We start from the raw sequence: 16212 nt of genomic DNA, 5'->3' as shown, positions 1-16212 counted from the left end.
ATAGTTCAAAATCCTCTTTTTTTTCATTAATTTGTGATATAAACAATTAGAAAATGAAAAAAATTCGCCTCGGAGTCATGCTGCATTTGGCTTTATTATTGGGATTTACATCTATTTGGGCACAGCAAACCCCAGCAAATGCATCCGGTAATGCAGTTTCTAACTACGATTATCACGATGCTTTTGCTCCGTTTTTTTATTCCAAAAACGGAACAAGTACACGATCTGCGAGTGGTCAGCCTGGAGCTGAATATTGGCAAAATAGCGCTGATTATAAATTAACGGCAAAACTGGATGAAAAAAACAACGAAATTTCGGGTACAGGAATCATCACCTATACGAACAACAGTTCGGATAAAATGGCTTTTGTTTGGATGAATGTAGACCAGAATTTATTCAAAGCGGATTCCCGAGGAAATGCAGTTGTTCCAATTACAGGAAGTAGAAATGGGGCTCAAGGCCAAATTTTTGATGGCGGACATAAAATAAAATCAGTCAAAGTAATTACTACTGTAAAAGGAAAATCTACTGAAGTAGAAGTTAAGTACATTATTACGGATACTAGAATGCAGGTATTTCTCCCGCAAGTATTAAATGCCAAAGGCGGTTCAGTTAAAATAAAAATCGACTTTTCGTTTATAGCTCCTTTTGAAGGGTCAGACAGAATGGGAGTTTTAGAAACTAAAAATGGAAAAATTTTTACCATAGCACAGTGGTATCCGCGTATGTGTGTGTATGATGATGTACGAGGCTGGAATACGAATCCGTATCTTGGAGCGTCGGAATTTTATTTAGAATATGGTGATTTTGATGTCAGTATTACAGCACCATCCAATCATATTGTGGTGGCTTCCGGCGAATTACTGAATCCTACCACAGTCTATTCTGCCGAAGAGCAAAAGCGTTTAGCGCAAGCAAAACAAAGTGATAAAACAGTTTTTATCCGTACTGCTGCCGAAGTTGAAAATTCATCAAAAATGATTACTGCAACTACTAAAACGTGGAATTACAAAATCACAAATGCCCGTGATTTCTCTTGGTCCTCTTCAGCAGCATTTATTTTAGACGCAGCAAAAATCAATTTACCTAGCGGCAAAAAATCATTGGCAATTTCCGTTTATCCGATAGAAAGTGCCGGAGATGCCGCATGGGGACGTTCCACAGAATATACAAAGGCTACTATAGAAAATTATTCAAAAAGATGGTTAGAATATCCGTATCCAACGGCTACAAATGTTGCCGGAAATGAAGGCGGAATGGAATATCCAGGAATTGTTTTTTGTAGCTGGGAGTCAAAAGGAGCAGATTTATGGGGTGTTACAGATCATGAATTTGGTCATATTTGGTTTCCTATGATTGTAGGATCCAATGAAAGACTGTTTGCCTGGATGGATGAGGGTTTCAATACTTTTATTAATTCATTGAGTTCAGTAGATTTTAATAATGGGGAATATAAAGAGCCGCGTGCGGATATGCATCAAAGGGCGGAAGTGTACACGAGTCCAAATCTGGAAACCATAATGAGTTCTCCGGATAACATGAAAGAGTCTAATATAGGTCTTTTGGCGTATTCGAAACCAAGTTCAGGATTAGTGATTTTAAGAGAGCAAGTTCTTGGGCCGGAACGATTTGATCGGGCTTTGAAAACTTATATTGAGCGTTGGGCATACAAACATCCGCAACCGGACGATTTCTTTCGAACAATAGAAAATGTTGCTGGAGAAGATTTGAGTTGGTTCTGGCGTGGTTGGTTTCAATACAATTGGCGTTTAGACCAAGGGATTAATTCAATCAAATACGTAAAAAACGACCCAAAACAAGGAGTTGTGATTTCGATTGAAAACTTCGAAAAAATGGCTATGCCGGTAAGTTTAGACGTAAAAACGAAAAGCGGAAAAATAACGCGCGTTCAATTGCCGGTAGAAGTTTGGCAAAAAAATAAAGCGTGGTCTTTTAAACACAATTCGACGGAAGAAATCGAAAGTATCACACTAGATCCGGATCATGTTTTACCGGACAGCAACACAGCAAATAACACCTGGACAGCAGACAAAGGATTGATTGAAAAAGATGTGATTCTGGATGGGTATTTAGGAACTTTTTCTACATCAATGGCGCCTATAAAAATTGTTTTTTCAGAGAAAAATGGGTTGTTAAATGTTTTGATTACCAATTATCCAAGCTTTTCCGTGGAGCCAACTGGAAAAAATACGTTTGCATCGAAACTTGCGGGACTTAAATTTGAATTTAATGACAGTCTAATGGGATTTGATATGTTGATTCCTGATGGGCAAAAAATACCGTTTACAAGAGATAAGTAAGTCGAAAGTTTAAAAGTCGTAAAGTCAAAAGAATTAACTTTAAGTAAAATAGCTTTAAATCAGATTGTTACATAATTTTATCCTGATTTTAAAATACGACATTATACCATGGTTATTACATAAATAGTCATAAAATATTAAAAAAAGAAAAGACTTGTAGGAATTAAATCCACAAGTCTTTTTTATGTGTTATATTTTTTTGTTCTAAATTTACTCAGGAATTTGCTGGCTTAGGCAATGCAATGTTCCAAAACCCCAAATAAAATCAGTAGCACTGATCCCAATAATTTCTCGATCAGGAAAACATTCTGCAAGGATGTTCAATGCTTTTCGGTCGTTACTGTCGTTAAAAGTAGGTACCAAAACACAATTGTTCAAAATTAGAAAATTGGCATAACTTGCTGGTAATCGCAAGCCGTCAAATTCCAAACGTTTTGGCATTGGTAAAACTACAATTACTGGAGATTTACCATTTTCCAGTTTGGCATTTTGCAAGCGTTTTAAATTGTCTTGCAATGGTTTGTAATTGTTGTCTTTAGGATCGGTTTCCACAATGGTCACAATCGTATCTTCATTTATAAATCGGCATAAATCATCAATATGTCCGTGCGTATCGTCACCTTCAATTCCATTGCCTAACCAAATTACATTGGTTATCCCAAGATATTCCTTGAAGACGGCTTCGTAATCGGCTTTAGTGAAATTGGGATTCCGAACCTGAATATCCGGATGCATCAAGCATTCTTCTGAAGTCAATAAAGTTCCTCTTCCGTTAGTATCAATCGCGCCACCTTCTACAATTACCGGTTTTCCTTTGTATAAAACTTGAGTAATAGGAATATTCAGAAATTCTCCTACTTTGGCAGGAACAAATTTATCTAATTGAATGTTTTTATATTTTGCCCAACCATTAAAATTAAAGTTCAAAGCTTCTCTTTCGGCTCCGTTTTTGACAATTATCGGACCTGAATCACGCATCCAACTTCTGTTGGTTTTATGAATGATGTAGGAAACATTTGTTAGCACAACATGAGCTGTTTCCAGCATCGTATTGACTTTTTCTTTTTGGTTTTCATCAGCAACTACTAAAAAGACTTGCTCAAAAGAAGCTGCTTTTTTAATGAATTCTACAAAAGCCCATTGAACAGTCTCGTATTTCCCCGGCCAGTCTTTACCGTTATGCGGAAAACAAAGTAAAATGCCTTGTTGCTTTTCCCATTCAGCTGGAAATCTTCTATTATTTGTAGTCATACAGCATATCTAATTTTAAAGTCTGCAAATATAAACATTCAGTAGGATTTTAAAATAGTTTGCAACCATTCATTTCCGATATTTCATAAATTTATAAGAATAGTTTTGGTAATGATTATATAATATTTAGTTAATTCTTGTTGAGCTTCTGCTAGTTATTTTTGATAAAAATTAAAAATACACTTATGAAAAAATATGGTATTACACTATTAGCGGCAATTATGGTATTGTCAAGTTGCGAAAAGGACTCTGATAAAGAGGGATCTCCTGAGTTGGTTATCAATGAAAACGCTGCCACTTTCAAAGAAATTGGTTCAATTGTGATTGGTGGAGTCGGAGCTGCTGAAATAAGTGCGTATGATGAGGTTTCTAAAAAGTTATTTACCGTAAACAACAGTAATACGAATAGAATTGATGTTATCGACTTATCTAATCCATCAAGTCCGGTTTTTGTAGCAAGTATCGATTTAACGCCGTTTAATGGAACTTCAAATAGCGTTGCAACTTTTAATGGCAAATTAGCAGTTGCATTAGAAGCAAAACCAAATAAGCAAGATGCAGGAAAGGTGGTCGTTTTTGATACGGCTAAGTACAGTGTCATCAAAGAAATTACGGTTGGTGCTTTACCGGATATGATTACTTTCTCTCCTGACGGAAATTATATCATGACTGCCAATGAAGGTGAGCCAAATGATACCTATTCTATAGATCCCGACGGTTCTGTTTCGATTATCGCAGTCAATAATAATTATGCAGTGACGACTTTAAATTTCGGAAGTTTTAGCAATCAATTGAGTACATTGAAAACCAAAGGATTCAGAATTGCAAGCCCAACTAATAATTTTGCCTCAGATATTGAACCGGAATACATCACGATTTCTGCTGATTCAAAAACGGCTTGGGTGACTTTACAGGAAAATAACGGAGTAGCTAAAATTGATTTGGCAACCAAAACGATCACTACTATTTTTCCTTTAGGTTTTAAAGACTACAATCTTGCCGAAAATGCTATTGATATTAGTGATAAAGATGGAGGTGTTTTGGCTAATACATGGAAAGTTAAAGGAATGTTTCAACCCGATGCAATTAGTAATTTTGAAATAAATAATATTCCTTATTTTGTTACTGCAAATGAAGGAGATGCTAGAGAATATACTGGTTTTGTTGATGTAAAAAGAATTAGCAGCTCTTCGGTTGTTCTGGATCCATTAGCGTTTCCTAATGCGGCGGCTTTAAAAGCTGAGGCAAGTATGGGAAGATTGAATATCAATACCAAAATGGGTGATACGGATGGCGATGGTGATTTTGATGAATTAGTTTCTTTTGGAGCCCGTTCGTTCTCTATTTGGAATGGAAATACTGGCGAATTAGTTTTTGATAGTAAGAATGAATTAGACAAGAAAGCACAAGAATTGGGGATTTATGATGACGCAAGAAGTGATGATAAATCAGTAGAACCAGAATCAGTTGTGGTGACAAAAATGGGTGATAAAACGATTCTTTTTGTAGGTTTAGAAAGAGCTGATGCGGTTATGGTCTACGATGTTTCGAATCCTGCTGCGCCAAAATTTTTACAAACTTTTAAAACAGGTGATGCTCCTGAGGGATTACTTTTTATTCCAGCTTCGAAAAGTCCAACCAAAAGAAGTTTAGTAGTGGTGAGCAGTGAAGGTGACGGTACCGTTAAAATATTTCAACCAGATTTAAATTAAAAGTAGAAGTTTTAAATAAAATCCCTGCTTAGAATAATTTCTTAGCAGGGGTTTTTTAATTATATAATGACGATTTAGTCGATGGCTCTTTTTGTAATATCACCAAAAGCATCAATTCTTCTGTCTCTGAAAAATGGCCAGTTCTGACGCACATTTTCCTGTAAGTCTAAATCTACTTCAGCAATCAGGATTTCTTCTTTGTCGTGTGAGGCTTGCGCCAAAATTTCGCCTTGTGGTCCCGCAATAAATGAAGATCCCCAAAACTGAATTCCCGCCGTATCAGGCAAGTACTGTTCTAAGCCAATTCTATTTGCAGCAGCAACATAAACGCCATTCGCAACCGCATGTCCTTTCATTACACTCATCCAGGCGCCATGTTGGTTTTCACCGTATTGTTCTTTTTCTTGTGGATGCCATCCAATTGCGGTTGGGTAAAACAATACTTCAGCACCTTGTAGAGCCGTCAAACGAGCTGCTTCCGGATACCATTGATCCCAACAAATCAGCGTTCCAACCTTACCTTTTTTAGTTGGAATCGTTTTAAAGCCCAAATCACCGGGGGTGAAATAGAATTTTTCATAAAAATGAGGATCGTCCGGAATGTGCATTTTGCGGTATAATCCTGCTTCGGAACCATCAGTATCAATAATGTAGGCGCTATTGTGGTATATTCCTGCCATTCTTTTTTCGAAGAAAGGAACAATAATTACTACTCCTAATTCTTTTGCCAAAGCACTAAAAGCGATAAAAGAAGTACTATACAAAGGTTCTGCTAAAGCAAAGTTATCTACATCTTCACTTTGACAAAAATAATGACTGCTATATAATTCTGGCAACGAAATAACTTCGGCACCTTGATTTGCTGCATCACGAACCCAACTTAAACATTTTTTCAGGTTGTTTTCGGCAATATCATTAAGGTTTAATTGGATGACTGCTATTTTGTATTTCTTGTTTGGCATGACTAAAATTTTAGACTGCAAAAATAGTGAATTTTATAAAGAGTAGAAAATAGAGATAATGTGTTTTTTTTAGGATTTTAATTAGTCGTTGTTCATATTTATTGGTTTTTTTAGATTTACACTTACTTTTAAAGAATTTGTACATGGATATAGAGAACATTTACTTTAAACATCCGGATTTTGAGCCATAGAAAAATTAATATAAAATTGGCACTAACAAAACAAGGAGGTTTTATTTTTGTAGGTAGTATTACAGCAAATAAAAGGGGTCAAGTTTTTACTTTACCAAAATACTGTAATTTAGTATTTATTAAATTTTTACAATTATGAAAGAAGAATTCAAAATCATCGATAAAGAAGACATAACTCTTCTTAAATTTCCACAAACAGACGTCCTTAACGATGTTGACGAAATAAAAACTAGAATAAGTGAGATCAACAGGGCTTTAGCATTGGGTAATTTAGAACATTCAAAAATTAAAATTTACTTTGAGGATAACGAATCAAAAAAAATAGTTGACACAACGGTTTGGGGTGTTACAGACAAAAATGTGATCTTAAAGCAAGGTGTGATGATTCCAATTCACAGAATATATAAGTTGTTTTAGTATATTGGTATTCTTTAATTCTTTGGTGCAGTTCTTTAGATCACTTTCTGTGCAAGCAAGTGTTCTGCTCTTGCCGTTACAAATTTATAGTAGTCAGTTTTTGTTGATATTCATGAGTGAGACTAAAGTGTCTTTACTTTTTGCCAATTATCTTTTTAAACAGGGTTACAATTCCCAAGACAATAGCACCAAATACAAGGCCGATTATAAATTCAGTTATTATGGACGGTATTTGTGGTAGTATGTCGTGCAGGAACGGAATTTCATGTACAAATATGCCGCCAGCCACTAATAATAAAGCGATTGTACCTATTACGGATAAACTTTTGATGACTTTTGGCAAGGCTTGTACCAGAATATTTCCTAACGTTTTTGAAAAACTTTTCTCTTTGGAACTCAGTTGCATCAGTTTTAAACCTGCTTCATCCATTCGGACAATTAGGGCCACAATGCCGTAAACACCAACGGTTGCTATGATTGCAATGATGGAAACTACCATTATTTGTGATGAAATGGGTTTGCCAATTACAGTTCCCAATGCAATAATTACGATTTCTACGGATAAAATAAAATCGGTTACTATAGCTGATTTGATTTTTTCTTTTTCGAAAGCTAAAATTTGTTCCTCGGTCAACAGTTCCATTAAAATTTCGTGTTTTGCATGTTCGTGCGGGAAGAAGTATTCGTATATTTTTTCGGCGCCTTCGTAAGCTAAATAAAGTCCGCCAAGTACTAAAATTATGATAACAGCTACCGGTAAAAATGCACTCAGTAGAAAGGCGATGGGTAAAATGATTACTTTATTTAGGAAAGAACCTTTTGTAATTGCCCATAATACGGGGAGTTCTCTTGACGAAATAAATCCGGAAGCTTTCTCGGCATTTACGGCTAAATCATCACCTAAAATACCAGCCGTTTTTTTGGCTGCAATTTTACTCATTACTGCAACATCATCCATGATTGCTGCGATATCATCTAATAGTGCGAAAAAACCTGATGCCATTTTGATTGTTTTTTACAGCGCGGATTTTGGTATTGTTGTACCCAAATCTAATCTACGCATATTGATTGTTTAGTGATGCGAAGCTACTACTTTTTGATTTACTCTATTTATAAAACAGGTAAATTTTTAGTTAATATTCACCCAAAATCTTTCTGTAGTAGCGATACTGTTTTTAATTACATTTGAAATAAAAATAAGTATGCAATTTAAACATGTATTTAAAGCTAAATTAGATTGGCTTTTTTTCAAGAAGGAAGCGGCGACGTATACTAAAAGTCATACCATAACTATTGATGGTAAGGCTGTTTTAAATGTTTCGGCTGCTAAAGCTTTCAAAGGAGATCCTGCTTTGTACAATCCTGAAGACCTGTTATTGAGTAGCGTGGTATCCTGTCACATGATGTCTTACTTGTATGTTTGTAAACAAAATGGTATCGACGTGATAACCTATACGGACGAGGCAGAGGCAACTCTGGAGGTTTCGGACGACGGTAGCGGGCGCTTTATTGTGATTAAACTGAATCCAAAAGTTCGTATTACTAACAAAGAAAAAGTAGAAGAGGCACTTAGCTTGCATAAAAAAGCAAACAAACTCTGTTTTATAGCCAATTCGTGTAATTTTCCAATTGTACACTTTCCAACTTGTGAAGTTGCAGGTATAAATTAAAGTTGGAATGTCGTTTTTACTTTTTTTGGAGAATAATTATAAAATAGCAATTAAATCAGCTGGTTTACTTCAAAAAAAACTGTAAAGTATAAAAAAACACTAGCCTTTCGACCAGTGTTTTCATAAGTTTAAATGTTTCTAGAAACTTAAGAAACTCACTCACTTTGATTTCTAAAAACCAGTTTTCCATCAAAAGCATCTATCAACACAATGCTGTCGGTTGTTATTTTTCCGGATAGAATTTCTTTGGATAATTCATTGAGCACGTCTCTTTGAATCACTCTTTTCACGGGTCTGGCTCCAAATTGTGGATCGTATCCTTTCTCTGATAAGTAGGCAATAGCTTCCGGAGTCGCGTCCATCGTGATGCCTTGTTGTGCCAACATTTTGCTTACGCTTTTTAGTTGTAAACCTACAATTTGAGCTATATTTTTAGTAGTCAATGGCGTGAACATTACGATTTCATCAATACGATTGATAAATTCAGGACGCACCGTTTGTTTTAGCAACCCTAGAACTTCTATCTTGGCCAATTCGGTTGCCGCTTCCACACTTCCTTTTAGATTTTCGAATTTCTCCTGAATAATCTGGCTTCCCATGTTTGAAGTCATGATGATAATCGTGTTTTTAAAATCGGCTAAACGCCCTTTGTTATCTGTCAAACGTCCTTCATCCAAGACTTGTAGCAAGATATTAAACGTGTCCGGATGGGCTTTTTCAATCTCATCCAATAAGATTACAGAATACGGTTTTCTACGTACGGCTTCGGTCAATTGTCCGCCTTCATCATAACCTACATATCCCGGAGGCGCACCCACCAAACGACTTACGCTGTGGCGTTCTTGATATTCACTCATGTCAATACGGGTCATCGCATTTTCATCGTCGAACAGGTATTCGGCCAAGGCTTTCGCCAATTCGGTTTTACCAACTCCCGTAGTTCCAAGGAAAAGAAAGGTTCCCACCGGTTTTTTCATGTCCTGCAATCCGGCACGGCTTCTGCGCACGGCATCACTTACGGCTTCAATGGCTTCTTCCTGTCCTACGACTCTGTGATGCAATTCATCTTCCAGTTTCAGTAGTTTTTCTCGTTCGCCTTGAAGCATTTTCATTACTGGAATTCCGGTCCATTTAGCCACTACTTCGGCAATGTCCTCACGAGTGACTTCTTCTTTTATCAACGAAGTTCCGGATTGGTTTTCTTGTAATTCCTTGAGTAAAATGGCTAAACGTTCTTGCGCTTCCTTGATTTTACCATACCGAATTTCAGCTACTTTTCCATAATCGCCTTCACGTTCTGCACGTTCTGCTTCGTATTTAAAGTCTTCAATCTCCGTTTTTACGGCTTGAATATTATCGACAACGTCTTTCTCTGATTTCCATTTGGCGTAGATTTCGTTGCGATCTTCTTTGAGATTGGCCAAATCCATTCCCAAAATTTTAAGTTTGCTTTCGTCTTTTTCTCGTTTAATGGCTTCAATTTCAATTTCCAATTGCATGATTTTTCGATCCAAAACATCCAGTTCTTCGGGTTTCGAATTGATTTCCATACGTAGTTTTGAAGCGGCTTCATCCATTAAATCAATAGCTTTATCTGGAAGAAAACGGTTGGTAATATACCGTTGCGATAGTTCGACAGCGGCAATAATAGCATCGTCTTTGATTTGGACTTTATGATGCGTTTCGTATTTTTCTTTAATTCCGCGCAAAATAGAAATAGCACTTTCGGTATCCGGTTCTTCGACCACAATTTTTTGGAAACGTCTTTCGAGTGCTTTGTCTTTTTCAAAATATTTTTGATATTCGTCCAATGTTGTGGCTCCAATGGCACGAAGTTCTCCACGAGCCAAAGCCGGTTTCAGAATATTAGCCGCATCCATAGCGCCTTCGCCACCACCGGCTCCCACAAGGGTATGGATTTCGTCAATGAATAAAACTATATCGCCTTCGGCAGAAGTCACTTCTTTCACCACGGATTTTAATCGTTCTTCAAATTCTCCTTTGTATTTGGCGCCAGCAATCAAAGCTCCCATATCAAGCGAATAAACGATTTTATCTTTCAAATTATCTGGAACATCTCCATCTACAATTCGGTGTGCCAATCCTTCAGCAATGGCGGTTTTTCCCACTCCTGGTTCTCCCACGAGCATTGGGTTGTTTTTAGTTCTTCGGGTTAGAATTTGTAATACCCTGCGTATTTCCTCGTCACGACCAATTACTGGATCGAGTTTCCCTGCTCGAGCTAATTCGTTAAGATTTTTGGCATATTTATTTAAGGAATTATAGGTTTCTTCAGCAGATGCCGAAGTTACCCGTTCTCCTTTTCGCAATTCATCGATAGCAGCTTTTAGCCCTTTTCCGGTAACGCCTTGATCTTTTAATATTTGGGATACTTTACTTTTAGAATCAAAAATTGCTAAAATTAAATGCTCCACAGAAACGAATTCATCATTCATTTTTTTTGCAATAATTTCGGCTTCGTTCAGCGTGGTGTTTGCAGTTCTGGAAAGCATAATTTCGCCACCAGAAACTTTTGGAAAACTCTGGATTGTACTGTTTAATATTTGAAGAAACAAGGGCACATTTACATTCAGTTTTTTTAAAATAAAAGGTGCCACATTTTCGTCGACTTCAAAAATAGCTTTAAAAATATGTTCATTTTCTATTTGTTGTTGCCCATAGCTTTGTGCCAATTGTTGGGAAAGCTGAATGGCTTCCTGGGATTTGATTGTAAATTTATTTATGTTCATGATGGTACATTGTTTTGTATCTTTTACTTAACTTTACGAATTATATTCAATATATATTCCAATACAATAATACAGACAAATTGACGGAAAATTTATGATTGGTATCATACTTTAAAGTCAAAATGTCTTAAAAAAAGACAATTATGAGTTTTTTCAAAAATATTTTTAGTAGTTCAGACGACAAGGATTTTAAAGAAAACAAAATCAACTGGAATGAATTAACTGATTTGGTACAACTGGATGAAATTATCGCTATTTCAAATGAAAAACCGGTAGCCATTTTTAAACACAGTACTCGATGCAGTATAAGTAGAATGGCGCTAAAACAGTTTGAAAATGAGTTCAATAGTTCAGATAAAGTTACGCCTTATTTTTTAGATTTAATAACGCATCGTGATATTTCTAATGAAATTGCGAATCGTTTTGGCGTGACCCATCAATCTCCACAATTGATTTTAATAAAAGACGGAAAAGCCATTTATAATGTTTCGCACAGTGATATTGATGCGGAGGAGTTAGGAAGAAAAGTATAGTAAATAGGATTGTTTTAAATAGTTTACCGCAAATTCGCTAATTAATCACTGTATTAAATTAGCGAATTTGCGGTTTTATTTTTTAGACAAACCGGTAAAAATAATTAGTAGGAATCGTCCATTTTTTTCTTAATTTGATCTAAACACAAATTATTAATACTTCCTTCGTGTGTATGTTTGGTTTCTTTTGGAGATTGGAAAGTACCATTTTCTAATTGCTCAGCAACGGCTTTATACGCATCTCTAAAAGGCATTCCTGCAACAACCATTTCGTTTAAGGAATCTACCGTAAACAAATAATCGTATTTTTTATCGTCTAAAATGTGTTCTTTCACTTTAATGTCTTTAATCGCAAAAATAGCGATATCTAAACATGCTTTCAGGTTTTGAATTGCTGGAAATAAACCTTCTTTCAATAATTGTAAATCTCTGTGATAACCACTAGGAAGGTTGTTGGTAATTAAAGTAATTTCGTATGGCAATGCTTGAATCTTGTTGCATTTTCCACGAATCAATTCAAAAACATCCGGATTTTTCTTATGCGGCATGATACTCGAGCCTGTTGTAAGATGGGCAGGCAAAGTGATGAAATCAAAATTCTGACTCATATACAAACAAACATCCATAGAAAATTTAGCTAGAGTAGCTGCTACACTACTCATGGCAAAAGCAACCGTTTTTTCTGATTTTCCACGGCTCATTTGTGCCGCTACAGAATTGAATTTTAAGGTTTCAAACCCTAATTCTTTAGTCGTAAATGTTCTATCGATAGGAAACGAACTTCCGTAACCTGCGGCCGAACCTAATGGATTTTGGTCTACAATTTTCAAAGCGGCATTCAGCATCGTTACATCATCAATTAAGGTTTCGGCGTAAGCAGAAAACCACATTCCAAAAGAAGAAGGCATCGCAATTTGAAGGTGAGTATATCCTGGCAATAAAATATTTTGATGTTTTTCGGCCGACTCCATTAGCAAATCAAAAAGACTTTTTACTTGTTGCTTTAGTTCTTTAACCACGTCTTTTAGATACAAATTAACGTCTACCAAAACTTGGTCGTTACGAGAACGAGCAGTATGAATTTTTTTTCCGGCATCGCCTAATTTTACCGTTAATAGATACTCGATTTTAGAATGTACGTCCTCGAAACTGTCTTCGATTTCGAATTTACCGTTTTCAACGTCTCTTATAATTTCTTCCAAAGCCAAAACCAGAGAAACGGTTTCGGAATCTGTTAGAAGACCAATTTGTCCCAGCATTTTTGCATGTGCTATAGAACCTAAAGCATCGTATTTTGCCAGCACTAAATCCAGTTCTCTGTCGTTACCAACGGTGAAATGTTCTATTTGTTTATCTGTTGGTATTCCTTTTTCCCAAAGTTTCATGATTTTTATTTTTTTTTCGTAGGGACAAGTCGCGACTTGTCCCTACAGATTATTATTATTATTATTATTATTTAAAAAAATCAGTTAGTATTTTGATATACAATTGAATTCCTTCTTCTATTTCGTTTATAAATATAAATTCGTCTGCCGAGTGTGACCGCAGGGTTTCACCAGGTCCTAATTTCAAGGATTGACAACTCAAAACCGATTGATCCGAAAGGGTAGGCGATCCATACGTGGTTCTTCCCAATGTTATTCCTGCTTGTACTAATTCGTGTGCAACAGGAATTGATGACGCATTTAAATGCATCGAACGTGGATTGACTTCGGCAGTCAAATGTTTTTTTACAATATCTAATATTTCTTGATTATTATAACGATCATTCACTCTGATATCGACAACCAAATGACATTCGGCGGGAACTACGTTGTGTTGTTTACCTGCAGTGACTTGTGTTACGGTCATTTTTACAGGACCTAAAACCTCCGATATTTTTTCGAATTGATAGCTGTTAAACCATTCGATAACGGGTATCGCATTGTAAATAGGATTATCAGGATTGTTGTGTGCGGCGTGACTTGCAGTGCCTTTTACGATGACATCGAGTACCAATAATCCTTTTTCGGCTACGGCCAATTGCATTAAAGTAGGTTCTCCAACAATGGCACATTCCAATTCCGGTAAATGTTTCAATACGCTGTTTAATCCATTTTTCCCGCTGCTTTCTTCTTCGGCTGAAGCTACCATCACAATATTGTAAGGCAGATTCTCATTCGAATAAAAATGTACAAAAGTGGCTAAAAGTGAAACCAGACAACCTCCCGCATCATTGCTTCCCAGTCCAAATAATTTGCCGTCTTTTACGATAGCTTCAAATGGATCATTAGTATAACCTTGGTTTGGTTTTACAGTATCGTGGTGCGAATTGAGTAATAGCGTAGGTTTGGTGGTATCAAAATGTTTATTGAAAGCCCAAATATTGTTATTCTCTCTTTCGAAAGGAATACTATTTTGTGTAAACCAATTTTCGATTAAAAGTGCAGTTTGGTCTTCTTCACTTGAAAATGAAGGCGTTTCAATCAGTGCTTTTAATAGCGAAATGGCTTCTTGTGTAAGGATTTCTATATTTTTCATACTTATTTTAGCCACGGATTTACAGATTTTTTTTTAATTGAAATAAAAAATTTTGTGCAAATCTGTGAAATTTGTGTTCAACTTTTTTTATAATTTGATGCGTGTGCAAATTGCCTTTGAATCTTTCAACATTCGGTGATGACCAATTTTTATTTTTTGAACTCCCTTGGATAAACTGTTGAAACAGTTGTCTAATTTAGGGATCATGCCAGAATGTATGGTGCCTTCGACTTTTAATTTAGAATACAACTCTTGATTGATGTTCTCGATTACGGAAGAATCATCTTCGGCATCATGTAAAACGCCGGGTTTTTCGAAACAATAATTTAAAGTTACATCAAAAAATTCTGATAAAGCAATTGCCAATTCGCTAGCAATGGTATCGGCATTCGTGTTTAATAATTGTCCTTTTCCATCGTGTGTTATTGCGCAAAATACAGGAACTATTCCAGTTGAAAGTAATGTTTCTAACAATTCCGTATTCACTTTTTTTACATCGCCCACAAAACCATAATTGATTGTAGGATGGTTTCTTTTATCCGATAGAATTAAATCTCCATCAGCACCAGAGAACCCCATCGCATTAGTTGATTTTGATTGTAATTGGGTAACAATATTTTTGTTGATTTGACCTGCATAAATCATCACAACTACATCAAGCATAGCGGCATCGGTGATGCGTCTTCCATCAATCATTTGTGGAATTAAACCAATACTTTCAGCCATTTTGGTAGCTGATTTTCCACCACCATGAACGAGTATTTTGTAGCCTTCAATCTTAGAAAAATCGGATAAAAATTGTGACAATTCCGTTGGGTTATCAATGATGTTTCCACCAATTTTTATGATTGAAAGGGATTTTAGGTTCTGGGTTTTGGGTTTTGGACTCATTTTTAATATTTTAAAAATCTTTTCTCTATTTTCCACTTTCTAAAATCTTCTGCAACACTAATTGCGCGGCATAGGTTCTATTATTGGCTTGTTCGATAACAATTGAATTTTCACTGTCAATCACTTCATCTGTTACAATTACGTTACGTCTTACTGGCAAACAGTGCATGAATTTAGCATTATTGGTCAGCTTCATTTTATCGGCAGTTACGGTCCAGTTTGGGTCGGAATTTGTAATCTGACCATACTCGTTATAATTGCTCCAGTTTTTGGCATAGATAAAATCGGCGTTTTCGAAAGCTTTGTCTTGGTCGTATTCAATCTTGGAGTCTTTCGTGATTTCAGGATTCAATTCGTAGCCTTCAGGATGCGTAATTACAAAATCAGCCTCTTGTAATTGCATCATTTCCACAAAGGAATTGGGTACCGCTTGAGGTAAAGCTTTAGGATGTGGTGCCCAAGTCAAAACTACTTTTGGACGGTGTTCCGTTTTGTGTTCAGCCATTGTAATTGCATCGGCTAGTGATTGTAATGGATGTCCTGTAGCACTTTCCATATTGACAACCGGTACCGTGGCGTATTTTAAGAAACCCATAAGAACGGTTTCGGCATTGTCTTTTTCTTTGTCTACCAATCCGGCAAAAGCCCTGATGGCAATAATATCGCAATATTGAGAAACTACTGCAGCCGCTTCTTTAATATGTTCCGAAGCACCGGAGTTCATGATGGCTCCATCTTCAAATTCTAATGTCCAACCTTCGCTGGTGAAATTCATTACCATGACGTTCATTCCCAAATTCAAAGCTGCTTTTTGTGTACTCAAACGTGTTCTTAAACTGGAATTAAAAAACAACATTCCTAAGGTTTTGTTCTTACCCAGTTTTTTATTTTTAAGTGGTTTTTTCTTGATTTTTAATGCTTGTTTCACCCATTCGTCGAGCGAATCTATGTTTTGTATGGATATGTAGTTCATTATCTTAATTTGTTTAATCGG

General features: G+C 36.1%; 13 protein-coding genes. 5 read left to right on the top strand and 8 right to left on the bottom strand.

Annotated features, from left to right (window positions below; translation table 11 throughout):
- The first annotated feature begins 53 nt into the window (after window positions 1–53).
- On the top strand, window positions 54–2321 hold the full coding sequence (locus EKM01_RS09760) for a M1 family metallopeptidase (protein ID WP_126768150.1): 2268 nt from the start codon (window positions 54–56) through the stop codon (window positions 2319–2321).
- A gap of 210 nt (window positions 2322–2531) precedes the next feature.
- On the opposite strand, the gene EKM01_RS09755 is transcribed toward EKM01_RS09760, so the two are convergent.
- Entirely contained in the window at window positions 2532–3572 is a 1041-nt protein-coding gene (locus tag EKM01_RS09755; RefSeq protein ID WP_126768147.1) for an agmatine/peptidylarginine deiminase, read from the bottom strand.
- A gap of 185 nt (window positions 3573–3757) precedes the next feature.
- On the opposite strand from EKM01_RS09755, the gene EKM01_RS09750 reads away from it, so the two are divergent.
- Window positions 3758–5284 carry a choice-of-anchor I family protein gene (locus tag EKM01_RS09750; RefSeq protein ID WP_126768144.1) on the top strand — a complete coding sequence of 509 codons (1527 nt, stop codon included), beginning with the start codon at window positions 3758–3760 and terminating at the stop codon, window positions 5282–5284.
- Between the two features lie 74 nt (window positions 5285–5358).
- On the opposite strand, the gene EKM01_RS09745 is transcribed toward EKM01_RS09750, so the two are convergent.
- Entirely contained in the window at window positions 5359–6246 is an 888-nt protein-coding gene (locus EKM01_RS09745) for a carbon-nitrogen hydrolase (protein WP_126462866.1), read from the bottom strand.
- Window positions 6247–6572: 326 nt separating this feature from the next.
- Between EKM01_RS09745 and EKM01_RS09740 the strand changes: the two genes are divergently transcribed.
- Window positions 6573–6854, top strand: coding sequence for a hypothetical protein (locus EKM01_RS09740; protein WP_126452385.1), 282 nt, complete (start codon window positions 6573–6575; stop codon window positions 6852–6854).
- Between the two features lie 133 nt (window positions 6855–6987).
- Here EKM01_RS09740 and EKM01_RS09735 read toward each other — a convergent pair whose 3' ends face one another.
- Window positions 6988–7857, bottom strand: coding sequence for a DUF808 domain-containing protein (locus EKM01_RS09735; protein WP_126515025.1), 870 nt, complete (start codon window positions 7855–7857; stop codon window positions 6988–6990).
- A 199-nt stretch (window positions 7858–8056) separates the two neighbouring features.
- Here EKM01_RS09735 and EKM01_RS09730 point away from each other — a divergent pair, with 199 nt between their 5' ends.
- A complete protein-coding gene (locus EKM01_RS09730; RefSeq protein ID WP_126768142.1) occupies window positions 8057–8524 on the top strand; it encodes an OsmC family protein in 468 nt (155 codons plus the stop codon).
- Window positions 8525–8679: 155 nt separating this feature from the next.
- Here the strand turns inward: EKM01_RS09730 and clpB are convergent, their stop codons facing one another.
- On the bottom strand, window positions 8680–11274 hold the full coding sequence (gene clpB / locus EKM01_RS09725) for an ATP-dependent chaperone ClpB (RefSeq protein WP_126562377.1): 2595 nt from the start codon (window positions 11272–11274) through the stop codon (window positions 8680–8682).
- Window positions 11275–11417: 143 nt separating this feature from the next.
- Between clpB and ytxJ the strand changes: the two genes are divergently transcribed.
- Entirely contained in the window at window positions 11418–11807 is a 390-nt protein-coding gene (gene ytxJ / locus EKM01_RS09720) for a bacillithiol system redox-active protein YtxJ (RefSeq protein ID WP_126768139.1), read from the top strand.
- 104 nt (window positions 11808–11911) lie between these two features.
- Here ytxJ and argH read toward each other — a convergent pair whose 3' ends face one another.
- The 4 genes from argH to EKM01_RS09700 all read right to left on the bottom strand — a co-directional run bounded on the left by argH (window position 11912) and on the right by EKM01_RS09700 (window position 16191).
- The gene (argH, locus tag EKM01_RS09715) at window positions 11912–13192 is read right to left on the bottom strand and encodes an argininosuccinate lyase (protein ID WP_126768136.1); all 1281 of its coding nucleotides are present in this window, start codon (window positions 13190–13192) and stop codon (window positions 11912–11914) included.
- 67 nt (window positions 13193–13259) lie between these two features.
- Window positions 13260–14327, bottom strand: coding sequence for a M20 family metallo-hydrolase (locus EKM01_RS09710; protein ID WP_126562372.1), 1068 nt, complete (start codon window positions 14325–14327; stop codon window positions 13260–13262).
- A gap of 87 nt (window positions 14328–14414) precedes the next feature.
- Entirely contained in the window at window positions 14415–15218 is an 804-nt protein-coding gene (gene argB, locus EKM01_RS09705; RefSeq protein WP_126562370.1) for an acetylglutamate kinase, read from the bottom strand.
- Between the two features lie 25 nt (window positions 15219–15243).
- Entirely contained in the window at window positions 15244–16191 is a 948-nt protein-coding gene (locus tag EKM01_RS09700; protein ID WP_126564237.1) for an N-acetylornithine carbamoyltransferase, read from the bottom strand.
- Window positions 16192–16212 lie beyond the last annotated feature (21 nt).

The organism is Flavobacterium sp. RSP46 (assembly GCF_003984825.1).
In the GTDB taxonomy this organism is placed as follows: Bacteria; Bacteroidota; Bacteroidia; order Flavobacteriales; family Flavobacteriaceae; genus Flavobacterium.
Note: the sequence above shows the minus strand (reverse complement) of the source record. Positions and strands in the feature narration are given on the sequence as shown.